Here is a 23,552-nt window from a genome sequence, read left to right as displayed (position 1 = left end):
AAATTGATTATTATGAAGTCGCAAGAATCAAAAACGATAAGTCGGAGAGGTTTTATTGGAACGTCTTCTATTGTGTTAGGAGGATTTTCCGTTGTTCCCTCACATGCTGTTGCTGGACTGGGACATCTTGCTCCAAGTGATAAACTCCATATTGCAGGTATTGGTATCGGTGGCATGGGGCGTGTGGATCTGGAGGATGTTGCAAAGACTGAGAATATTGTTGCCCTCTGTGATGTGGATTGGAATGAGTCTGTAAGTAAGGTGTTTAGTACCTACCCAAAGGCAAAGAAATACAAGGATTTTAGGATTATGCTGGATGAGCAGAAAGATATTGAGGCAGTGATTGTTGCTACTCCGGATCATACGCATGCCCTGATAAGTATGGAGGCAATGAGAAGGGGAAAGCATGTTTACACGGAAAAGCCGCTGACTCACACAGTCTATGAAGCAAGGATGTTAACAGAAGCGGCCCGGAAGTATAAAGTTTCAACACAAATGGGAAATCAAGGCCAGGCCAGCGATGCTTCACGTCGGATTCAAGAGATGATTTGGGATGGGGTGATTGGGCCGATTCAAGAGGTACATGTTTGGACTGATCGTCCAAATCGGGGGCTTGCCGATACCTATTGGCCTCAGGGAGTGAGACGACCACAGGATACGCCTCCTGTTCCTGAAAGTCTTGACTGGGATCTTTTCACCGGTCCTGCGCCTTTACGTCCATATCACTCGGATTATCATCCATTTCGATGGCGTGGCTGGCTCGACTTTGGTACCGGGGCTCTTGGAGATATTGGCTGTCATTCGTTTGATACTGTTTTTCGAGCATTGAAGCTAAAATATCCAACAAGTATTCAGGCGGTTTCAACTTTGGTAAATGATGAAACTTATCCACTTGGTTCCATCGTAACCTATGATTTTCCGGCACGAGAAGATATGCCACCATTGAGGCTCACCTGGTATGATGGTGGATTGCGTCCTCCACGTTTGCCGGATATGGGTGATGATGTTCAATTGGGCGCGGGGGGAGTTCTTTATGTGGGAAGTAAAGGGAAGATTCTGGGGAATCGAATTCTTCCGGATTCATTGAACGAATCTTATCAAAAGCCAGAACCATATCTCCCTTCATCACCTGGACATCGAATGGAATGGATACTCGCTTGCAAGGGCGGCGATCCGGCAGGTTCCAATTACGAATGGGCCGGACCATTAACGGAAACCGTTTTGTTGGGCAATATTGCACTGAGGCCTGAATTGAGAGAAAAGCTGAGTTTTCAAAGTCTGAGTTTTGATCCTGAGAAACTCAGTTTCCCGAATATGCCTGAGGCAGATCAGTTTATACACTATAAATACAGGGAAGGTTGGGTCTTATAATGAATAATAACAGGCTTTTAATGTCCGTTGGTTTGAGAGGGCATTGAAAGTCTGTTATGTCTTTAAATTTAATATTGGTTTTAAAATGAAAAATATATTGTTCTTTTTGTGTGTGGTCGTTTACAGTTTTATGTCTCTTCAAATTAAGGCACAGATCTTTCAACCGGTTGATTATGTGAATACTCTGATGGGAACAGATTCAGAATTCAAGCTGTCAAACGGGAACACCTATCCGGCCATTGCCCGGCCGTGGGGAATGAACTTTTGGACTCCGCAAACTGCAAAAATGGGCGATGGCTGGGTGTATGGCTACGACGCCAATAAGATTCGCGGGTTCAAACAAACCCACCAACCCAGTCCGTGGATCAACGATTACGGACAGTTTTCGCTTTTCCCGATGACCGGGAAGCTGGTTATTAACGAAGAGAAGCGCGGAAGCTGGTTTTCGCACAAGGCCGAAACAGCCAAGCCTCACTACTACAAAGTGTACCTGGCCGACTACGATGTGGTCACCGAAATTACGCCCACCGAACGGGCGGCCATGTTTCGTTTTACTTTTCCTGAAAATGACGAGTCCTTTGTGCTGGTTGATGCGTTTGACCGTGGCTCATCGATTAAGTTGATTCCTTCAGAGAATAAAATCATTGGTTATACTACCCGTAACAGTGGTGGCGTGCCCGACAACTTCAAAAACTATTTTGTTGTTGTGTTCGACAAACCGTTTGTGAAAAGCGAGGTGTGGAGCAAAGACAAAATTATTGAAGGCAAAACCGAATTGACGGATAACCATGTTGGCGCTGCCATCCAGTTTAAAACCAAAAAAGGCGAAAAGATCCATGCCCGCGTAGCTTCTTCGTTTATCAGCTACGAGCAGGCCGAGCGCAACCTGAAAGAGTTGGGCAACGACTCGTTTGATCAAGTGAAGGAGAAAGGCGCAGCCAGCTGGAACAAGGAACTGTCGCGCATTAAGGTTGAAGGTGGAACCGACGATCAAATCAAAACGTTTTACTCATGCTTGTATCGCGTGTTGCTTTTCCCACGGAAGTTTTACGAGTATGACGAAAATGGCGATGTGGTTCATTACAGTCCATACAATGGCGAAGTATTGCCTGGCTACATGTTTACCGACAATGGTTTTTGGGATACCTTTCGAGCTGTCTTCCCTTTTTTCAATTTGATGTACCCTTCGCTGAATGAAAAGATACAGGAAGGCCTGGCCAACACCTACAAGGAAAGTGGCTTTTTGCCCGAGTGGGCCAGCCCCGGCCACCGCGACTGCATGATTGGCTCGAACTCGGCCACCATTGTTGCCGACGCCTACCTGAAAGGACTGCGTGGATACGACGTCGAAACCCTGTGGGATGCGGTGGTGAAAAACACCATGCACGAAGGACCCATGAGTTCGGTTGGCCGTTACGGCGTTGACTATTACAACAAGCTGGGTTACGTTCCCTATAATGTTGGGGTAAACGAAAATGTTGCCCGGACCCTGGAATATGCTTTTGCCGACTATTGTGTCTACCAATTGGGCAAGGCCTTGGGCAAACCGGAAAGCGAAATTGACATTTTTGCTAAGCGGGCGATGAATTATAAAAATGTGTTTGACAAGGAAAGCAGCCTGATGCGTGGGCGCAACGAGGAAGGTTCATTCCAGTCGCCCTTCAGCCCGTTTAAATGGGGAGATGCTTTTACTGAAGGAAATAGCTGGCACTACACCTGGTCGGTTTTCCACGACATGCAGGGATTGATCGACCTGATGGGCGGTAAGCAAGAGTTTGTCAGCATGCTGGACTCTGTGTTTGTGGTACCTCCCATTTTTGATGATTCCTATTATGGCGGAGTGATCCACGAAATCCGTGAGATGCAGATCATGAACATGGGTAACTATGCGCACGGCAACCAGCCCATTCAGCATATGATTTACCTGTACAACTACGCCGGTCAGCCCTGGAAAACCCAGCACTGGGCCCGCGAAGTGATGGATCGCCTGTACACGCCGCAAGCCGATGGTTACTGCGGTGACGAAGACAACGGACAAACGTCGGCCTGGTACGTGTTTACCGCCATGGGCTTTTACCCGGTAGCCCCGGCAACCGACGAATATGTAATTGGTGCACCGCTGTTTAATAAAATTACTGTGGAGCTTGAGAACGGCAACACCATCAATATTGAAGCACCTAAAAACGGAAAAGACAACCGATACGTTCAGTCCATTGATTTAAATGGAAAGTCGTACAGCAAAAACTACTTCAAATACGATGAGCTGATGAAAGGTGCCAGCATTAAATTTGATATGGATGCTGAGCCTAACAAAAATCGGGGAACCCAAGCATCGGATTTTCCTTATTCGTTTTCGAAAGAGAAATAGTTGATTGAGAATAATAGTCTGTGGGCTTGTCTATTGTCTGAGGTCAATAAGTTCTGACTCTATGGGTATTTAAAAAACTTTGTATTTAGAATAAGAAAATAATAAGGATGAAATATTTGATCTGCATTTCATTCGTTTTATCTCTTTGTTTTTCAGGCTGTTCTAAAGGGAGCGACGATTCATTGCCGGAGGAGACTCCCGCCAGGAATGAAAATGTATTGGCGAAAACCTTGCTTTATACGGACTGGGCTTCAGCTGCAACAGTGATGTCGATGAGCTACATAGATATGCGGAATACATTGATTTCAGACCTTGACAGTCGATGTAAGGATGCACCCTCTTTTCTGCAACAAATGGATGATGTTGATTTGTGTTTGGGTGCTATGATGTATAAGTTTTTTCTTGATGCAGATATATTTAGTGCTCAACAGTTGGCAGATATGACTTTAGAGGAATATCGAACTTCCATCATCGATTTAAATGCAACTAAAACTGTTTTTTCCGTATCTGAACTTCAGAAGAAAAACAATATCAGAAATTTGAGTATTGCATATAGTTGGTGGTTCTATCAAAATGCATCGACAAACCAGAAAATTGAGCAGTTGAATAATGTGGCGAATGCCGAACCCTCTTTTGATATGAAAGATGACGGAGGGCGGGTAATGGATGTCCTGCGGATAGTAAAAGCAGATGAGTCGTACACTTATCTCGGTGTATATCATGCCATGGCGAGTACAAACGAATTCATACTTTACCTTGCTGGCAGCAATGACCTTAAAAACTGGACCACTATTGCAGTATTGGGAGATCGGTCACATCAAGGTGATATAAAAAAATGGGGTAAAGGGTATATAATAACTAACGAACAAGATCCAATTCAAGGCTCTAATAATATCCGTGTCAGGTACTACACGTCCTATGCAGACTTGGTCGTGGACAAACCCTCCAATGATACCACAATTCCTCAAACCTTCTCTAACTTAGCTGAAGGAACTCCGGATATACGGACAATTGAGGGATCTAGCCCTTCCTCTTCTCATATTCTCATTGGATACCATTATTATGACAATGGGATTCGTGACCAACAAGCGTTTGGAATTCTACATGATTTTTCCAATTGGAGAACATGGAAAGATGAAGTGTCAAATTTCACTATTCAGGAGATGGGTTACAAAGGGAATATTGGGGGTAGAGCTGCATTTTCTCATGATGGGGATTATCTGCTTCAGGAAGCTCAAATAACATCTGGAGATTGGAGTAGCTGGCGACTTTTATTTGGGAATGGTGCATTTTATTGCACGCTGCAACCACAAACGCCACTTGGATCTACTTCTTTCGCCAATCCTGGGATTACGTCAGTTGATGCTGACATGTTTGTAGTTACTAGCTTTTTGCCTTCGCAAGGAAATAGAAGTGGAGAAACAGGAGAACTAGTATATACTGTACAGTTCTAAAATCTGTGGGCTTATTGTCTAATATTATGTAGAAAATATAGGTGGTTTTGATTTTTAATGACTATTTGACTTAAATATCAAAAAATCCGTATTTCCTATCTTTGCCTATCTATTAGTGTAGGGACGTTGCACGATTTTACACCCGTTGATCTGGTTCAGTATGTGAATGCCTAACAGTTCACTAGCTTGGGGAAACAACTATCCAATGGCAGCAGTGTCTTTTGTGGTGTATACTTGGATGCCGCAAACCAGAGAGAATGGTGATGGATGTAAGGACCAGTTTTTTTTAGACACGATCCGTAGTTTATAGTAGAGCTCATGGGGCCAACGGCGATTGTGTTTGTTGATATCGGTTACCGGATCGCTTGTTTTAGAGCGATTTGACCAAGCCGCCAAGTCAATCCAGATTTTGCAACTCTACCAATGCAGCGGGTGAATCTTTCAATGCAAAAATAAAGGAGTTAAGAAGATAATTCAGAAGTGTATCGTGTGTGAAATTTTTCCTCTAAATATTTGCAATATTTAAACATAGACCAAGATATCGGTTCTGATCCTTAATGAATAATCTATCCACTTAGTTTGTTCCAATTCAGTTTAAGATTTACAAAACAAATTTCTGAAAAGAATCAGGAGAGTGGTAAATGTTGAATAACTTTCACATTGTCTAACAATGTTGAGGTTTGTTACTTGCCATTCCGTCACTCGTCATAACTATGTGGGCTGTACTGGATTCGAACCAGTGACCCCTACCCTGTCAAGGTAATGCTCTAAACCAACTGAGCTAACAGCCCTTTCGAATCACAAAAATAGAAAAATTATCATTCCGTTTTTAAATTATCAAAAAAATGGATTGATTTATGATACTTTGCAATCCCATGCGATACCTATCGTGATGAATCAAGCCTTTTTATATCTTTGTTTGATTAAATTTGAATCGTACTTGTTTCTAAATTTATGAAAAGACAGCAACTGATAAGATATATCCTCCTATTCTATTCATTTTGGCTCGCCTCATGGCCTGTTAAGGCTGCTGAAGACGTTGTCTTTAAGCATTATGATGAAAGCATTTTTGTTATTTCTAACTTTTCAGGAACTGATGCTACTTTAAAAGAAACACAATCTGTTCAACAATTATTGAATTCAAACATTGGCGGATTTCGGTTTTACCTCGAATGGGAGCGACAGCAAAACCAGTTGATGCTTCGTAATTCGCGTGGACAGTCAACACCCTTTCTGGATCAGCTTATTTTGATTCGGAAGCACCTGGAGACCAAGCCGGATAAAATATTGACTTTGTTTCTGGATTTTAATGTGAATGCCAATGAGTTGAGTCAAGTGGTTGAAGAGTCCGGGATCCTGCCCTATCTCTATATTCATGAGTCGGACAATGAATGGCCAACGCTCAGAAACATGGTGGAAACCGGTAAGCGGGTGGTTGTTTTTATGATGCAGCAACATCGGAACAGTCCTGATTGGCTGCATTATGTTTGGGACTATGCTGTTGAACCTTATTTCTCTATTTTGGAAGCGCCTGATTTTATTGGTGAATTTTTAAAAGGCGATCCCAAGAACAACCTGCTGATTTATAATGATTATAATTTCCCAAGGCGGGCTGGTCGTCCGGATGATTCGTTTTTCAATACAACCCAAAATCCTTACTTGATTGAACATGTGAAAAATGTTTGGAAAAGTACCGGGAAGACTCCCAACTTCATCATGTTGGACCGGTATCAGAGTTGGATTATTCAGGTGCTGTATCAGTTGCGAAGCTTTCATACCATAAAGGGGACGGTGACCTTCAATGCCCAAACCCTGAATTATGTGAGTTGGGAAGGAACCAATAGTTTGACCAGTGGAAAATATTGCTTCCCGGTAGGTCCGGGTGAAACATTGACCTTAAGTCCTAAGAGTCCGGGATACCAGTTTAAGCCCGAAACGGTTGTTTTTGAAGAGCCGGAACAAAATAAACTACAGCATTTTGTGGCTGTACCGTTGGATATTACCGAAGGACTGGAAGCTTACTATGGTTTCGAAAATGGAGCTATCGACTATAGCATCAATGGGTTTAATGGGAAAGATGTTGGCGTGCACTACAAAAATGATCCCTTGCGGGGGATGGTGGCTGTTTTTGAAAGTGAAAGTTTCATTGAATTGCCCAAAGCAGAAGATCTCAAACTGAGGGATCATGACTTTACTGTTTCGGCGTGGGTTAAGGTTGATGCTTATGATACGAATAATAAAGATATCAGTATCATTGGAACCAAGGGCAGTTCTTATCAGCAATCGATTCACTTGGTGTTGCGCAACCGGAAACCTTATTTCGGATTTTATTCCAATGACTTGGAAGGAAAAACCATCCTTGAAACAGGACGCTGGTATCACCTGGTGTGGCGATACAATAAATTGACCGGTGAACAAGCCATTTTTGTGGACGGAAAGTTGGATAGTCGTTCGTTGGGGCATCCTTCGTACAAAGGGCGCGAAAACATCTATTTAGGAATGGCTGGCTATGCTGCCAGTGCGCACATGAATGGGGAGATTGATGATCTGGTGATTTGGTCACGAACACTTGGCGAAGAAGAAATCTGGAGTTTGAGCAAAGATCTGGTTGATTTGGCGCAAAGCCGGAATGTATTTCTGCGTTATCCTTTACTGTCAAAAATAGGTGTCATTTTTCTGGCCTTGGTCTTTCTGTTGCTTATCTACCTGAAGCTGCCGGCTCGTTTAGGGCGCAAGCGTTTGCTGCCTCCTGAAAAGCTGAAGGAACTGGACGATGAGCTTCATGATTACCCGGAAAAAAACTTCATACAACTTTTTGGCGATTTTCGAGTGGTGGATGCTGAAGGAACGGACATTACCGGACAATTCACGCCCAAAATTAAACAGCTGTTTTTGTTGGTTCTTGTTTATTCACAGCATAACCGGAAAGGAATTTCAACGAAGGAACTGTCTCGGATTCTTTGGCCTGATTTGAGTTATCAGAATGCTAAAAACAGCCGGGGCGTTACGATTCGTAAGTTGAGAATCATCTTGGAGCGAATGGATCAGGTTGAAGTGGTTTTTAATGTTGATCGCTGGACCATTCAATTCAGTAAGGCCGTTTATTGTGATTATGCAGAATGCCTGAAGTTGCTGAATGAAAATAAAGAAAAGGAGCCCGGCTTTTATCTGGATTTCTATAAGATTATTCGTGGTGGTGAAGTGTTTAAGGATGAATCGCATGATTGGCTGGATGACTACAAAGGCAATGTGGGGAATAATATTGTTGATAATCTGCTGAAGTTTATTCATTTGTTAGATCCACAGACTGATCATGAACTGATTTTAAAGCTGGCTGACCGGATTCTGGTTACTGACCCGATTAATGATCAGGCCCTGTCTTTTAAGCTTCGTGCACTGGTCATTCAGGATAACCTCAATACCGCCAAATACACCTATGAGAAGTTTGCTTCGCTTTATGAAGAACTTTATGGTGAAAAATTAGAGCTTACTTTTGACGATCTTCTCAAGTCTTAAACTTAGCTTTTTTTCAAGAGGGTTAATTTTTTTTATTAATCTTTTATGTTTTTATTTATCAGTCTTTTATGGCTTTGTGTTTTTGAGCGAAAATACAAAATTAACCCATTTATTAACCCATCATTAACCACTGCCTAAGTCAGGATTAAAGGGTGGGTAACTGCCTTCTTTTAGATTCAGGTCACTAATTTACCAAAAACTATAATTGAGACCTTGATGAAATTGAAGTTAGAAAGAATGTGGAGTGGCAAACGAATTTATGCAGGCTTCATATTCATTGGCATCATAGCTTGTGTAGTTGTTCTGAATTTAGGGAACAAAGCCATTGAATACACGGAGACGGATGATTATTGTATGTCTTGTCATGTGCATCCGCATGCAGAGCAGAGTTGGAAACTTTCTACCCATTATAATAATAGTGCCGGAGTTATTGTGCATTGTGTCGAGTGTCATTTACCTCCCAAAGGACATGGTCACCTGGCAGCCAAAGCAAAACATGGCTTTAAAGACGTTTATGGCATGTTGTTTAAAGACAGCGCTGACTACAAATGGGAAGAAAAACGAAAACTTGAGAATGCCCGGCATTTTGTTTATGAAGATGCCTGTTTGAAGTGTCACCAGAATTTATTTCCTACCACCTTGTCTCCGGAAGGAGATGATGCTCACCTATATTACTTGACAAGCAAGGAAGAGTTGCGCTGCATCAACTGTCACCTGCATGTGGGGCATCATGATCCGAATGCCAAGCACGAACACAACCTGAGTTTTGGGAAGCTTGCCGAAGCGAATACGGAAATTTACGAAGCGCCGACGCAGGTTGAATCCTTTGAAAGTTTTACGGAGAAAATCCCAGGAACCAGTGTATCCTTTGAAATGGTTGCTGTGCCTGGAGGCACTTTTCAGATGGGAAGTCCTGACGATGAGCCTCTGCGTGATTCGGACGAAGGACCTGTTTTTAATGCGCAAGTGTCGAACTTCTGGATGGGAAAAGTTGAAGTGAGTTGGGATGAATACCTGGCGTTTTTCAATGCGACATCCTCACAAGGTAGGAAAGAAGCCCTTGAGGTGGATGAAGAAGTGGATGGTATTACTGGCCCAACACCTCCATGGGGAGCACCGGACCAGGGCTGGGGAAGAGGATCCAAACCTGCGATTACCATGAGTTGGAAAGCGGCCAATACGTATTGTCGCTGGCTGAGTCAGGTTACCGGTAAGAAATATCGGCTCCCAACCGAAGCGGAATGGGAATATGTTTGTCGAGCAGGAAGTCAAACGCCGTATTTCTTTGAAGGCAGTCCGAAGGACTATTCAGCCACCGGTATTTTCAGAAAAATATTTTCACCCGATACCACCCTTATCAATACTTATGTGGCTTACGAGCTTAATAGCGATGGGCAAACCAAAGAGCCTAATTCGGTTCGTCCCAATGCGTTTGGACTGAAAAACCTTTCGGGTAATGTGGCGGAGTTCTGTCTGGATTTTTATGATCCGGCCATTTATAAGGAATATGCCAAGGAGAAGCTTGTGGTTGATCCGAGAGGACCTAAGAACGGACGCGAGCATGTGGTGCGTGGTGGATCGTTTAAGAGTGATGCGAAAGATGTGCGCAGTGCAGCGCGTGACTATACAAAAACAAAAGCGTGGTTGATGACTGACCCACAGATGCCTAAATCCATTTGGTGGTATTCGGATGTGGTGGAAGTTGGTTTCCGTGTTGTTTGTGAAGTGGAAGAATCAATTGAGCAATAAAATAAGATCAAAGTCATGACCAATAAATCAAAAAATATTAACCGACGCCGGTTTCTTGAGGCCACAGCATTTGCCGGAATTGGCGTGATTGGAGCCGGAGCCGTTTTATCATCCTGTAAGAATACGAAAGATGCTCAGGTTTTAGGCTTGCCACCTATTTTGAAAGCGGCTCCTGCCGGAAAAAAGCTGCGGGCTGGTTTGGTAGGTGCCGGAAATCGGGGAACCGGTGCGGCGATTAATTTTATTAGTGCCGGGCCTGATTTGGAAATTGTGGCATTGGCTGATGTATTTCAGGATAAAATTGATGCTTGCCGTAAGCGTTTTGCAGGCTATAAACGTCCCATTCCGGAGGAAAACTGTTTTGTTGGCTTTGACGCTTACCAGAAGCTGATGGCGCTGAAAGAGGTGGATGTGGTGTTGCTGGCAACACCTCCGCAATTTCGACCCGAGCATTTCAAGGAGGCCGTTAAGCAACAGAAGCACGTCTTTTTAGAGAAGCCAATGGCGGTTGATCCGGTTGGTATTCGCTCGGTAATTGCCACAGCAAAAAAAGCGGAAGCGATTGGAATGAATGTAGTTACCGGAACGCAGCGTCGTCACCAGGAAGATTATATTGAAACGTACAAGCAGGTGGCTAACGGAGCCATCGGAAAAATTACCTCGGCCAAAGCGTTTTGGAACCAGAATCATGTTTGGTTTCGCACGCGTGAGGAAGGCTGGGATGATATGACTTACATGCTTCGCAATTGGAATAACTTTTGCTGGTTGTGTGGCGATCATATTTTAGATACCCATGTTCACAACATTGATGTGATCAACTGGTTTGTGGGAAGACAGCCCGAAAGTGCGATTGGTTATGGTGGTCGTGCCCGACGTTTGACGGGGGATCAGTATGATTTTTTCAGCATTGACTTCGACTACGGAAACGGACTTAGTTCTCACAGTATGAGCCGGCAGATTGATAATTGTGCGAATGGAACGGGGGAGATGATTGTTGGAACGGAAGGTTACACCAACTGCCAGAATACCATCTGGAACCTGGATGGGACGGTGAAATGGCAATTTGAATATCCGGAAGGAGAGGATGGGCAGCCCATGACGAAGGTGAAAATCCCACCTTATGTACAGGAGCATATGCACTTGGTTCATGCCATTCGTACGGGTGAGTACGTGAATGAAGCGGAGCAAACAGCCATTTCAACCCTGACTGCTATTATGGGGCGGACAGCCGCTTATACCGGACAGAAGGTAACTTGGGATGAGATATTTAAATCGGATATGGATTTGGGACCAAAGGAGATGAAATTTGGTCCGGTAGAGATGGAATTTCCTGTTCCTGTGCCGGGAACAGCACACAAAGCTTGATAATACCTGAGCCAATTAAACCACTATTTACCAAAGACGGGGGAAGCTCCAGTTTCCCCCGTCTAACCTAAGGAAAGTGGAGTTAATGGTGTAAAACTAAAAAATAGCCTATGGTCTCTCTGGTCATTCCAATTTTCAATGAAGAAGAACTTATTGATGAGTTAGTTCCCCGGACAATTAAAGCGCTGGAGCAAATTCCGGACGACTTTGAATTGATTTTGGTTGATGACGGAAGTGTGGACAGCAGTCTGCAGAAACTGGTCAATCATCAGCAAAAAGATCGTCGGATAAAAGTGATTCAACTGTCCAAAAATTTTGGTCATCAGGCCGCGTTCACTGCCGGGCTTGAAAATGCTTCGGGCGACTATGTGGCCATGATGGATGGTGATTTACAGGATCCTCCGGAGTTACTCTTGCAAATGTATCAGAAACTATCGCAGGATCAGTATGATATTGTGAATGGCCGACGGTTGGCGCGTAAGGGCAACCGGGCAAAAAATTGGATGACCGGCATTTTCCATCGTCTGTTTAAAGCCATGACTCATATGGAAGTGTTGGAGAATGCCGGCAACTTTTCAATGATGAACCGAAAAGCACTGGCAGCTTTGTTGTCGATGGAAGAGCGGGTGCGCTACTTGCCGGGATTGCGGAGTTTTGTTGGTTTTCAGCAGGGATTTGTTGATTATGTGCGGGAAGATCGCTTGCAGGGAGAGCCCAAAATGACCTTGGGGAAATTGTTTCTGCTGGCTGCCGATGCTATTTTTTCCTTCTCCAAATTCCCCATCCGGCTGTGCCTGACCTTAGGCTTGATAGGAACAGTGGTGTTTCTGCTGGCCGGCATCTATGTGCTGATTGCCAAATTTATGGGATTTGCCCTTTTGGGTTGGTCTTCCACGGTGCTTAGCATCTACTTCCTGGGATCTATTCAGTTGATTTTTCTGGGGGTGGTTGGCGAGTATGTTTACCGGATTTACAAAGAATCGCAGAAACGTCCCCTTTATTTCATTAAAACCATTTATTCTTCTGAAGAGCAATAAACATGCGCGAACGTCATCTGAAAATACTATTTTATATGTCGGCATTGATCATGCTGGTGAGCTTGTTGTTCATCAGTCGCGATGCTGGTATTTCAGGTGATGAAGAAGTGCACTATCTGCATTCGGAAGAGGTTTACGAATACTTTGCCACTTTTGGGAAAGACCGCGATGCGTTGAATACGCCTAAAACGCACTTGCAGTATTATGGGCAAACCCCCGACAATATGGCCACCATTCTGATTCACTGGCTGGGTATTGAAGAGGTGTATGCTTTTCGACATCTGTTCAGCAGTTTTATTGGTTGGCTGTGTATTTTGGTGGCTGGCTTGTTTGCCGTTTGGCTCAAAGGCTATCGCGCCGGAATTATTACCTTATTGCTGTTTGCTGTTTCGCCCCGTTTTTTGGGGCATCTACAAAATAATTTAAAAGACATTCCTTTTGCTCTGGCTTATATTGCCGGTGTATTTTTTACACTGAGATTAACCTATGCCAGTTTTAAGCCACACTCTACGATTTCGATTTCACTTTTAATTGCGAGTATTGCTTTTTCCGTCAGTATCAGGGCAGGAGGAATCTTATTAGCCTTTTATCTGCTCTTCGCCGGGGTGCTTTTTTATTTGTTGGAGTACTTCGACCGAAGGCAGATAAAGTGGGCTGATGTTCAGCGGACGTTTTTGAAATTAGTGGTGTTTTCGGCTGCCGGCTATTTGCTGGGGCTTTTGCTTTGGCCGTATGCTCTGCAAAATCCCATTGTAAACCCCTGGGAGTCGTATCAGGTTATGACTGATTTTCCCACCACGATTCGTCAGATTTTTGAAGGCGAATTCATTTGGTCTGATTTTAAACCGTGGTACTATTTGCCTAAATATTTGCTGATAACCATTCCTTTGGTGGTTTTTGGAGGGCTGATTTTGTTTGCGGTTTATGGCAAGTCCATTATTCGGGAGAAACATCGCCTGACTTATTTCTTTTTGATTTTTACTACCGGATTTCCGGTGCTATGGGTTTTGCTGTTAAATTCAAACCTGTATGGCGGATGGCGGCATTTTCAGTTTATTTATCCTGGGTTGGTCATTTTAGCAGCTGTTGGAATTCATGAGTTTTTGCTACAGGTGAAGTTGAAGTGGGTAAAAGGAGCTGTTCTGCTTCTTTTTGTCCTTGCTTTGGTGCATCCCGTCCGGTTTATGGTAAAAGCGCATCCGTATTACTATTTATACTACAATCCGTTGGTCGGTGGCTTAAAAGGCGCCTATGGCTATTATGAAACGGATTATTATTACCATTCGATGCGAAGTGGTGCAGAGTGGTTGGAAGACTATTTGGATGAAAACAACTTGAAAGGAAGGGTTATTGTGGGAAGTAATTTTCCGGTAGATTGGTATCTGAAGGATCATCCCAACTTGCAGTTTGACTATTTTCAATACCAATTCCGGAGTGATAAGAACTGGGATTATGCCATTGTTGGGAATAGCTACATCCGACCGGAACAGTTGCGTAATGGTAATTTCCCGCCCGAAGGAACTATTCATGTGGTTGAAGTGGATGATGTGCCGGTTTGTGCTGTTGTTAAGCGCAAGTCAAAAGCTTCGTATTTTGGGGTTGAAGCACTACATAATAAGGAGTACGATAGGGCAGAGCAACTGTTTAGCGAAGCTTTGGGCCATTATAAAAAAGACGAGCATATTTACTATCGATTAGGAAAAACCTTAAGTTTGCAGGGCAAAGATAAGGCGGCTAAAGAAGTGCTTGCAAAAGCATTGAATGTGAATCCGAATTATGAGCCCGCTTTGAAGCTGATGGGGCAGCTGGCTTCCGGGGAGAATGACATGGTTGTAGCCAGCTATTATTTTGAGCACTTGCTGGAGGTTAATCCAAAGTATTTTAGTGCTTACGTTGAGCTCGCCAAGATATACGATCAGACTCAGCCGGAGAAAGCGCGGGAATTGCTCAAGACTTGCTTGAGAATCAATCCCCGGTACAAGCCTGCTATTCGGGCCTTGGCCGAAACATACCAGGAGTCGCATCCGGAGATTGTAGATAAATATTGGGAGTATCTTAATGATATGGATTAAAATAGATTGAAGAAAAGGGGTCGGTGGCGATCAGTCTACTTTTGATTGATCTGATAAATGAAATTGATTGACTGGCATCTGAAACGATAATAACTAAAAAGGGAAATAAAATGAAAAGACTACTATTGATTTTAGCTTTGGTCGGTATGATGGCCGTTGGAGCATTTAGTCCTGTGTCTGCACAGGAAGAGGAAGATTTATTTGAAATGGAGGATACTTTATCAATTGATGATATGGATCCTGTGTTTTACGAAGCCGAAGAAGAAGCCAATGGCGGAAGCTCAACAGCGGTTATTGCTATTGCTGCTGTGGTTGTAATCGGCGCCGGAGCTTACTTTGTGGCTAAAAAGAAGAAAAAGTAATTGCAAGGCTTGCCTATGCATGCCAAGCTCCATGATTCGTCATGGGGCTTTTTTTTGTCATTTTGAAACCAAACTGGGGCGAATGCGGGTGTATTGTCGATTTCGAACGCGCTAGTTAACAATAAAGATGCAAGTTTTTTATTACAATTCTTTTGGTGTTATTGAAAGTGCTGTTTTTGCTTTCAATTTGAAAGTTGCTTCTCGCTCTCCCTTGAAACCTGAAATTCATTCGGCACTTTTTCTTGATTCTTGTCCATGATTTAGTTTTGTATGTCCCTTTATTTCAGAAAATATGCTCTAGAGCATGTTTTTGAAAACTATAAGATATTAGGCTTCTATTCTTGTTTCAATTCACTCTGTTTTCTATTTTTTGTAAATTTTGTGAATTGTAAATGAGTTTTTACTTTCAATTTGAAAGTTGATTCTTTTTAACAAAAATAAAACATGCGATTTGTCAGGATTTTGTGTGTGTGGGCTACCTATTTTTGCCAGTGTTAAACAATCACTATTTAAAACAATTTGTCATGAAAAGGAATAACAGAATTATCGGCTTCTTATTTGTTGCTTTGTTTGTATGTTCTTTAAGTGTAATGGCTAGCGGTAAATCAACTTTTGTTGATGATTATAAAATCTCATCTAAAGAAAACTTTGAACCATCAAAAACTTACCAGCAAAGCTGGGAGATTACTTACGGAGAGTCGAAAAGACCCGTTCAGGTTTTGTTGAGAGAGACTAAAAAAGGAGAAGAATATATCATTCGCACCAACTACTTCGAAGTGAAGTATGTAAATACTGAAAAAGGGTTTGGTGCACGTTCGATGAAAGCAGGCGAAATGCTTGTGCCTGAAAACTTGAATGCGCAGGTAATTGATTCAAACCGGTTGAATAGCCAGGAAATCATTTCCATGTCTCGAGTGGATCGGGAGAAGGCTTTGGGTTTGATTGCCGGATTTCTTCCCGAATTGGTAAATGACCAATACAAGAACATTTTGAACTAAGCCTCATTGAAATAATTAAACAGCAAAAATTTTAAGCCGCTTCCCCCCAGGAGCGGCTTTTTTAGTACTTTAAAAAGGGATGAAAATCTCCGGTTAGTCCTTTGGGCTGGCTGTTGCGGATCTGGTGTCCCAATTCAATACAGGCTTTTGCATCGTCCAATCCATAGCCTTGTCCGTTTAAGATGTGCTGGTAGGTTTGGGTATGCAAATCAGTAAAGCCACCGCTGAATTCAATTTCTTTATTTCCAACTGTTATTGAACGGTAGGTTCGCAGGCCTTTGTCTTTGGCTGCTTGTGGAATGTCTTCGAAGTCGAGGCTGAGAAACCAGCGTACACGGGCTTTTTTGAGTTGAAGAAAACCGGCTGCTTTGTCCGCTTCAAGAACATGAACTGTACTTTGTTCCGCTTGCCCAAAAATCCACTGAAGCATATCGAAAAAATGGATTCCGATATTGGTGGTAATTCCGCCTGACTTGGAGAGATCTCCTTTCCAGCTTTCGTAATACCACTTTCCGCGCGAGGTAATGTAAGTAAGATCAATATCAAAAACCTGATCAGCTGGTGCTTGATTGATTTTATCGCGTAAGGCAATGATTGCCGGGTGCAGCCTCAACTGCAGGATATTGTATATTCTCTGATTGGTGTCTTTTTCCAATTGCTGTAAGGCATCCACATTCCAAGGGTTCAATACCAAGGGTTTCTCGCAAATGGCATCCGAACCGTTACGCAGGGCCATTCGGATGTGTGCATCGTGCAGGTAGTTGGGTGAACAGATTGATACATAATTAAGTGCCTGGCCGTTGCGCTGACGTTTATAAAGGTAGCGGTCAAAGCGTTCGGGTTCGGTGAAAAAATCAGCTTCGGGAAAATAACGATCCAGAATGCCAACGCTATCAAACCGATCCAGCGCGGCGCATAATTGTCCGTTGTTTTCTTTAATTGCATTGATGTGTCGCGGAGCAATGTATCCGGCAGCACCGATTAATCCAAAGGTTTTTGGTGTATTTATATATGTCATTACAGGGGGGATTTTAAACTGAGTTGTTCGTTTTTAAGTTGATAGTGTTCTCCGGTTTCCGGGCAGGTTAACTGCTCGTCCAGAACAGCTCCCGATCGGCTGACCCAGCCTTTCTGAACTGCCGGAACGCCTACCATGAGGGCGTAAGGCTTGACATTCTTGGTTACTACAGCTCCGGCTCCAATAAAGGCGTATTCGCCAATAGTAACTCCGCAAACGATGGTGGCATTGGCTCCAATTGAAACGCCTTTTTTTACACGGGTTTCCAAGTATTCGGTTTTCCGTTCGACAAATGACCGCGGGTTGATAACATTGGTGAATACGCAGCTGGGGCCGCAAAACACATCGTCTTCCAAGATGACAGAATCGTAAACACTTACATTGTTCTGAATTTTGACGCGATCGCCAATATGTGCTTTTCCGCCTACAAATACGTTTTGACCTAAAATGCAGTCTTCCCCAATCTGGGCTTGTGGCATAACATGGCAAAAATGCCAGATTTTAGTGCCTGAACCAATGTTGGCGCCTTGGTCGATAATGGCAGTTTCGTGTGAAAAGTAAGGTGTCGTCATGTTTTACTGATTTTCTTTGATGGCTTCAATTAAGGCTTGGGCAACGCATTCAATTTCTTCGCTTGTAATAAACCCATGAATAGGTAAGGAAAGAACGGTTTCAGCCAGTAACCCGGCCACTTCATATTTTTCATTTGTCAGTACATCATCGCGGAAAGCTTCTTGTTTTGGAAGAATAACCGGATAGTGCACGGCAGTTGGAATGTTTTTTTCAGCAAGCTTTTCACGCACTTGGTCCCGATTTTCAATCATGACGGTAAACTGGGCCCAAACACTTTTACGTCCTTCTGCTTCTTCAGGGAGTAATACCTGACCTTCCAGCAGTTGGGCGTAGTGCATGGCAGCTTCCTGGCGGATGGCAATTTCCCGTTCGAAGTACTTTAGCTTTACCCGGAGGATGGCTGCCTGCAGGGTGTCTATTCGTCCGTTAATTCCGATGTGCTTATGGATGTAGCGTTTTTCCTGACCGTGCGAGCGCAGTAGCTTCAACTTCATCGCCTTGGCTTCGTCGTTGGTGAAAATGGCACCTCCATCGCCGTAGCATCCCAATGGTTTGGCCGGGAAAAAGCTAGTGGTTGCCAAGTCGGTCAGCGAACCAGAACGTTTACCTTTATAGATGCCTCCAAACGATTGAGCTCCATCTTCAATCACCCAAAGATCGTATTTTCGGGCGATTGCATTGATCGTATCAAAGTCAGCGCATTGTCCGTAAAGCGAAACCGCAATAATTCCTTTGGTTCGAGTAGTGATTTTAGCCTCAATCTTTGCCGGGTCAATGTTAAAATCCAAGGGCGAAACATCGACAAAAACCGGGCGGGCTTTGTAAAAACTAACCATTGAGGCAGAGGCAATGAAGCTGAAAGCTGGGCAGATAATTTCATCGCCGGGCTGAATGTTTAAGGCCATGAGGGACAAAAGCAAAGCATCGGTGCCTGAGCTGCAGGCAACAGCATGTTTGACGCCTGCAAATTCGGCCAGCTCTTTTTCAAGCAGCTGAATTTCCTGCCCGTTGATGAACGATGATGAGTCAATTACTCCTTGAATCGCGGCATCAATTTCGGGTTGGTAGGATTTATATTGTTTGTTGAGATCGTTGAATTGCATAGGATTCTGAATAGTTTTACAAAAATAATGGAATTCAGGTAAGATTATTACATTTGCTCAACAAAGTGATTCATGAAGAAAGTCCTCATTATAACATATTATTGGCCGCCAAGCGGAGGGGCGGGTGTTCAGCGGTGGCTGAAATTCACCAAGTATTTGTCTTCGTTTGGGGTTCAACCCATTGTGCTCACCGTTGATCCCAGCCGTGCAAGTTACGCGCAGCGCGACGAAAGTCTGCAGAAGGAGGTGACGGATGAGGTGTTGGTTTATACAACGAAAACCGTTGAGCTGTATGATTTATACAGAAAGCTGATTGGAAAGGGAGAAATTCCTTATGGGGGTTTTTCGAACCAGCAGGAAGAGTCTTTTTTGCAGAAGATGGCCAAGGTGGTTCGTGGTAATTTTTTTATCCCCGATCCCCGAAAGGGCTGGAATCGTTTTGCTTATCAAAAGGCTGTTGAGCTAATTCGGGAACATCAGATTGATACTGTGATTACTACCAGTCCGCCACATTCAACGCAGCTGATTGGGCTAAAACTCAAAAAGAAACTTGGTATTCGTTGGGTGGCCGATCTGCGGGATCCATGGACTGATATTTATTATTATAACGAGCTTTATCGAAGCTCTTGGGCAAAAAAGAGGGATCGGGCAATGGAGTTGAACGTGCTTCAGGCGGCAGATCAGATTGTGACGGTAAGCAAAGCCTTGAAGCGGTTGTTTGGTGAAAAACTTGGTGGCGTAGCCGATTCAAAGCTAGCGGTGATTCCTAATGGCTACGATGAAGAGGACTTTGCCGTAAGCGTCCCGGTGACTGATGAGAAGTTTGTGATAACTTATACCGGAACCATTTCAACAGCCTATGATATGGATGGCTTGCTGAAAGCGCTTCAGGAATTGGATGAGCAACAGCAGAAGAATATCTTATTTCGTCTGGTTGGCAATATGCCTCCAGCAATTGTGGATCGAATCCGGCGGGAACTTCCGTTGATTGAACTCGATTTGGTTGGCTATGTCGATCATGCCCGATCAGTCAGTTATTTGCTGAAATCGTCGATTCAGTTGCTGATCATTCCCAAAATCGAAAATAATAGAGGTATTGTTACAGGAAAATTTTATGAATACCTGGCCTCGGGAAAACCGGTGCTTGCTATCGGTCCGGTGGGGGGCGACTTGGAGGAAGTGATTCGGGAGACAGGCTGTGGTTTGTTGTTTGAGTACAGTGATTCGGAAGGCATAAAAAAAATGCTGATTGAAAACTTGCAAGGACGCTTTGAGATCAGTAGAGATCGGGCTACCAAATATTCAAGAAGGGAACTTACCCGAAAATTAGTACAGGAGATTGCTTTATGAAGATATTGATGTTGCTGGAAAATAATTTTCCACCGGATACCCGGGTTGAAAATGAGATTCATTCACTGCAGGAAGAAGGGCACGAAGTACATATCGCTTGTCTGAAAACAAAGGAAAATAAAAAGATAAATAGCTTTGGTTCAACGATTATTCATCGGTTTGAGATCAACGAGTTTGTGCGTAAGTCAAGTGTTGGAGTTTTAGCTTTCCCCTTCTATTTTAATTTTTGGAGCAAACGTGTTAATCGTTTGTTTGCTGATTATAAGTATGATGCTATTCATGTGCATGATTTGCCATTAGCGACCGTTGGTTTCAGAATTAAAAAGCGTTTTGGTGTACGGTTTATATTGGATTTGCATGAAAATTGGCCTGCTTTGCTGGAAATCTCAGAACATACTAAAACTTTTTTGGGCAAGTTACTGTTCTCGGTCAAGCAATGGAAAGCCTATGAAAAAAGATACCTTCTCCGGGCAGACGAGGTAGTTGTGGTAGTTGAAGAAGCCAAAGAGCGGGTTGTCGGTCTGGGGGTGGATGAATCAAAGGTGCATGTTGTTTCGAATACACAAAATTTGGAGGAGTTTGTCTTTGAATCGCATACCAGGCCTGACTCTAAAATCCGATTTGTTTATGGTGGTGGTGTCACTTATCATCGTGGGTTGCAGTATGTGCTTCAGGCTGTATCGCTTGTAAAGTCTGAAAATTTTGAGATACGGATTGTTGGTACGGGGCGTTACTTAAGGAAATTAAGGGAGCTGGCCAGAGAGTTAAATATTGAAAACAAAATATGTTTCTATGGGTGGCGCGATCGACAGGAATTATTGAAATTGATTGCAGAGTCTGATGTGGCGCTTATACCTCATGTTAAGAGTGACCATACCGATACGACCATCCCTCATAAATTATTTCAGTACCTCTATACTGAGAAGCCGATTTTGGCGTCGAACTGTCAACCCATTGAGCGAATAATAAATGAGGCTTGTGGTGGATGGATTTATCCGTTTTCGGATATCGATCATTTAGCTGGAGTAATGCAGCAGATTATTGATGGAGGCTATGATTTAAAGTCATTTGCAAAGGGGCGTCCGTTGGTCGCTGAGAAATACAATTGGGATAAAGATAAACTCAAATTGCAAGCAATTTACCATGAATAAACTCAAATTATTTCGGTTTAAAAAAACGGAGGCTTTTCTCAATAAATGCCTGTCCAAGGAACTTCGTGTGCTGGATTTAGGTACTCCCAATGAATTATCAGACTATTTGTCTTCGCGCGACTATCAAATTCAAAATGGGCATGGTTTCGACTTCGATTTAGAGCCTCAAAAAGTAAATGATTATGACTATGAGGTGCTTACTGCTTTTGAGGTGCTGGAGCATTTGGTTTCGCCTTTTTCCATCATGCAGCAAACAAAAGCCCAAAAATTGGTGGTCACTGTTCCGTTGAAACTTTGGTTTGCAAAAGCGTACCGAAATGCCTCTGATCCTTACGATCAACATTATCATGAGTTTGAGAGCTGGCAGCTGGACATGATGTTGGAGAAAGCCGGCTGGGAGATTAAGGCACGGGAAAAATGGGTACCCCCCTTTCAGTTCAATGGTGTGCGTTCGATTCTTAGAGCGCTGACGCCCCGGTTTTATGCTGTCTATGCTGAGCGAAAATCTTAACTTTTCTAGCAGGCTTCAGTTGAGATTAGCCAATCACCATTTTCAAAAGTTTTTGAGCCAAATTCCGAAGATCGGGTGATACCGGAACCAGAAAGATAAAAGCTCCTGTGATCAGTGTAATTATACCTCCTCGCAAAACCAAATCCAAAACAAGCGCTTGCTGTGGAATCAGGCTTGTCAGAAAATAGAGGCCGGTGAAGAAGGCAGCAACAAACAGAAAATGAATGTTGAAGGGCTGCAGTTTGTATTTTTGGTACAGGAAGATAAATCGCATGAGGTTATTGGCAAACAAGGCTGCAGCTACCGCAATACCAGCACCGGTAATGCCCCAAACTGGAATTAAAAGATAGAGCAGGGTAATAACCAGCAGTATCAGAATGACAATAAATACCAAGGCTACCCGGTAGTATTTCGAATAGGCAATCACTTGGGCATTGGCACCAGTAAGCATATCGAACAAATAACCGAGTCCAATAAAAAAGATGACCCACTTGGATTGGATGTAGTCGTCACCCAAAATGGTCAGAATGTTATCGATGTTAGCCCAAATGCCCAGAAAGAGGAAGCCGCCAATAATCAGTTGGTTAATGCAGCTTTTGTAATAAATATCCTTGATCTGAGCCAGGTCGTTGCGTTGCCAGGCATCAGCAATCAGGGTGCCCGATATTTTGAGCAAGGGGCGGGAGGGGATCACGACCAGGGTTCCGAAGTAGAAGGCAATGGTGTACACGCCGGTGTTGGATAAATCAAGTAGTTGGTTGACGGCAATTTTGTCGATGTTGAAAACGAAAATGCCTCCCAGGCTGGCAAGGATGCTGTAAAAGGCAACACTTCTGATTTCTTTTTTTAATTCCGGGGTAATGCGCTGAGGTCGGGACTGGATATGGATTTCTCCTTTTCGCCATAAAAACAGCAAGAGAAGCAGGCCTTTTGCACAAACGGCAGCCGTGTATAACCAAATCAAGGTATTGAGACTGATGAGGCCGACTGCATACAGAACAACGATGATGAACAACAATAGCCGCTGTATGAACTCTTGCAAAAATGTACCGGTGACCGCATCGTAAAGCATTCGGTTGTAGGCATCCAGGAATACAAAGGCCATGGAGAAAAAGGTAAGCGGAATAAGCAGGTGAACGTAGTTGGCAAAAAGGGTCGATTTTTCCAGGTTACTTTCAATAAGCAAGGGCTTAAATGAATAATAGGTTGCTAAGAATAGGGCGAATCCGAGAATAAATACCAGCGAGCCCAGAAAAAGAAAACCGTTGTGTCCGGTGCCTGGATTTCGGAAATACGGAAACAGCCGCGAAGTTACACCTTGAAAGCCCAGAAGGAAGAATTGGCCGGTCAGGGCTGCGTAGGCTGCCAGCAGTCCGAAAAGCCCAACAAGTTCAGTGGTAAGGTATTCGGTGTACAGGTAGGTAGTGGTTACAAACCCAATGGCAACGCCTAAATACGACCAGATACTCCCCTTGATGGATTGTTTTATGATAATGCCCATTCGTGCCGGATTCAGTAATTATTTCCTTACTTTTGTTTCAATTTGAAACCAAA

Annotated in this window: 17 protein-coding genes and 1 tRNA gene; 13 read left to right on the top strand and 5 right to left on the bottom strand. The window is 43.5% G+C overall.

Annotation, left to right across the window (positions count from 1 at the left end):
• The first annotated feature begins 12 nt into the window (after window positions 1–12).
• The 3 genes from ACRD6K_RS06675 to ACRD6K_RS06665 all read left to right on the top strand — a co-directional run bounded on the left by ACRD6K_RS06675 (window position 13) and on the right by ACRD6K_RS06665 (window position 5,193).
• Entirely contained in the window at window positions 13–1,371 is a 1,359-nt protein-coding gene (locus ACRD6K_RS06675) for a Gfo/Idh/MocA family protein (protein ID WP_430972610.1), read from the top strand.
• 85 nt (window positions 1,372–1,456) lie between these two features.
• Window positions 1,457–3,739 carry a GH92 family glycosyl hydrolase gene (locus ACRD6K_RS06670; RefSeq protein ID WP_430972609.1) on the top strand — a complete coding sequence of 761 codons (2,283 nt, stop codon included), beginning with the start codon at window positions 1,457–1,459 and terminating at the stop codon, window positions 3,737–3,739.
• Window positions 3,740–3,846: 107 nt separating this feature from the next.
• A complete protein-coding gene (locus tag ACRD6K_RS06665; RefSeq protein ID WP_430972608.1) occupies window positions 3,847–5,193 on the top strand; it encodes a hypothetical protein in 1,347 nt (448 codons plus the stop codon).
• 716 nt (window positions 5,194–5,909) lie between these two features.
• Here the strand turns inward: ACRD6K_RS06665 and ACRD6K_RS06660 are convergent.
• Window positions 5,910–5,984, bottom strand: a tRNA-Val gene (locus ACRD6K_RS06660).
• A gap of 163 nt (window positions 5,985–6,147) precedes the next feature.
• Here ACRD6K_RS06660 and ACRD6K_RS06655 point away from each other — a divergent pair.
• From ACRD6K_RS06655 to ACRD6K_RS06625, 7 genes are all read left to right on the top strand, one after another.
• The gene (locus tag ACRD6K_RS06655; protein WP_430972607.1) at window positions 6,148–8,709 is read left to right on the top strand and encodes a LamG-like jellyroll fold domain-containing protein; all 2,562 of its coding nucleotides are present in this window, start codon (window positions 6,148–6,150) and stop codon (window positions 8,707–8,709) included.
• Between the two features lie 216 nt (window positions 8,710–8,925).
• Complete coding sequence (locus ACRD6K_RS06650; protein ID WP_430972606.1) at window positions 8,926–10,458, top strand: SUMF1/EgtB/PvdO family nonheme iron enzyme; 1,533 nt, start codon at window positions 8,926–8,928, stop codon at window positions 10,456–10,458.
• Between the two features lie 15 nt (window positions 10,459–10,473).
• Window positions 10,474–11,823: a Gfo/Idh/MocA family protein gene (locus ACRD6K_RS06645; RefSeq protein WP_430972605.1), complete on the top strand. Its 1,350-nt coding sequence runs from the start codon at window positions 10,474–10,476 to the stop codon at window positions 11,821–11,823.
• 110 nt (window positions 11,824–11,933) lie between these two features.
• Window positions 11,934–12,860, top strand: coding sequence for a glycosyltransferase family 2 protein (locus ACRD6K_RS06640; RefSeq protein WP_299579094.1), 927 nt, complete (start codon window positions 11,934–11,936; stop codon window positions 12,858–12,860).
• A gap of 2 nt (window positions 12,861–12,862) precedes the next feature.
• On the top strand, window positions 12,863–14,932 hold the full coding sequence (locus ACRD6K_RS06635) for a tetratricopeptide repeat protein (protein WP_430972604.1): 2,070 nt from the start codon (window positions 12,863–12,865) through the stop codon (window positions 14,930–14,932).
• Window positions 14,933–15,042: 110 nt separating this feature from the next.
• On the top strand, window positions 15,043–15,294 hold the full coding sequence (locus tag ACRD6K_RS06630) for an LPXTG cell wall anchor domain-containing protein (RefSeq protein WP_299579090.1): 252 nt from the start codon (window positions 15,043–15,045) through the stop codon (window positions 15,292–15,294).
• A gap of 524 nt (window positions 15,295–15,818) precedes the next feature.
• Window positions 15,819–16,292 carry a hypothetical protein gene (locus ACRD6K_RS06625; protein ID WP_299579088.1) on the top strand — a complete coding sequence of 158 codons (474 nt, stop codon included), beginning with the start codon at window positions 15,819–15,821 and terminating at the stop codon, window positions 16,290–16,292.
• Window positions 16,293–16,353: 61 nt separating this feature from the next.
• Here ACRD6K_RS06625 and ACRD6K_RS06620 read toward each other — a convergent pair whose 3' ends face one another.
• From ACRD6K_RS06620 to ACRD6K_RS06610, 3 genes are read right to left on the bottom strand one after another with little or no spacing between them, the layout of a single operon-like run.
• Window positions 16,354–17,310, bottom strand: coding sequence for a Gfo/Idh/MocA family oxidoreductase (locus tag ACRD6K_RS06620; protein ID WP_430972603.1), 957 nt, complete (start codon window positions 17,308–17,310; stop codon window positions 16,354–16,356).
• On the bottom strand, window positions 17,310–17,882 hold the full coding sequence (locus tag ACRD6K_RS06615; RefSeq protein ID WP_299579083.1) for an acyltransferase: 573 nt from the start codon (window positions 17,880–17,882) through the stop codon (window positions 17,310–17,312). The genes ACRD6K_RS06620 and ACRD6K_RS06615 overlap by 1 nt, the downstream gene beginning before the upstream one ends.
• 3 nt (window positions 17,883–17,885) lie before the next feature.
• A complete protein-coding gene (locus tag ACRD6K_RS06610; protein ID WP_430972602.1) occupies window positions 17,886–18,986 on the bottom strand; it encodes a DegT/DnrJ/EryC1/StrS family aminotransferase in 1,101 nt (366 codons plus the stop codon).
• 72 nt (window positions 18,987–19,058) lie between these two features.
• On the opposite strand from ACRD6K_RS06610, the gene ACRD6K_RS06605 reads away from it, so the two are divergent.
• From ACRD6K_RS06605 to ACRD6K_RS06595, 3 genes are read left to right on the top strand one after another with little or no spacing between them, the layout of a single operon-like run.
• Window positions 19,059–20,336 (top strand): glycosyltransferase family 4 protein, encoded by a 1,278-nt coding sequence (locus ACRD6K_RS06605; protein ID WP_430972601.1) that lies wholly within the window; start codon window positions 19,059–19,061, stop codon window positions 20,334–20,336.
• Entirely contained in the window at window positions 20,333–21,487 is a 1,155-nt protein-coding gene (locus ACRD6K_RS06600) for a glycosyltransferase (protein WP_430972600.1), read from the top strand. Before ACRD6K_RS06605 ends, ACRD6K_RS06600 begins: the two co-directional genes overlap by 4 nt.
• Entirely contained in the window at window positions 21,480–21,998 is a 519-nt protein-coding gene (locus ACRD6K_RS06595; RefSeq protein ID WP_430972599.1) for a methyltransferase domain-containing protein, read from the top strand. Before ACRD6K_RS06600 ends, ACRD6K_RS06595 begins: the two co-directional genes overlap by 8 nt.
• A 25-nt stretch (window positions 21,999–22,023) precedes the next feature.
• On the opposite strand, the gene ACRD6K_RS06590 is transcribed toward ACRD6K_RS06595, so the two are convergent.
• Window positions 22,024–23,499: a lipopolysaccharide biosynthesis protein gene (locus ACRD6K_RS06590; protein WP_430972597.1), complete on the bottom strand. Its 1,476-nt coding sequence runs from the start codon at window positions 23,497–23,499 to the stop codon at window positions 22,024–22,026.
• Window positions 23,500–23,552 lie beyond the last annotated feature (53 nt).

Source organism: Sunxiuqinia rutila (assembly GCF_050589705.1).
GTDB classification, from domain to species: domain Bacteria; phylum Bacteroidota; class Bacteroidia; order Bacteroidales; family Prolixibacteraceae; genus Sunxiuqinia; species Sunxiuqinia rutila.
This window is presented reverse-complemented; position numbering and strand designations above follow the sequence as displayed.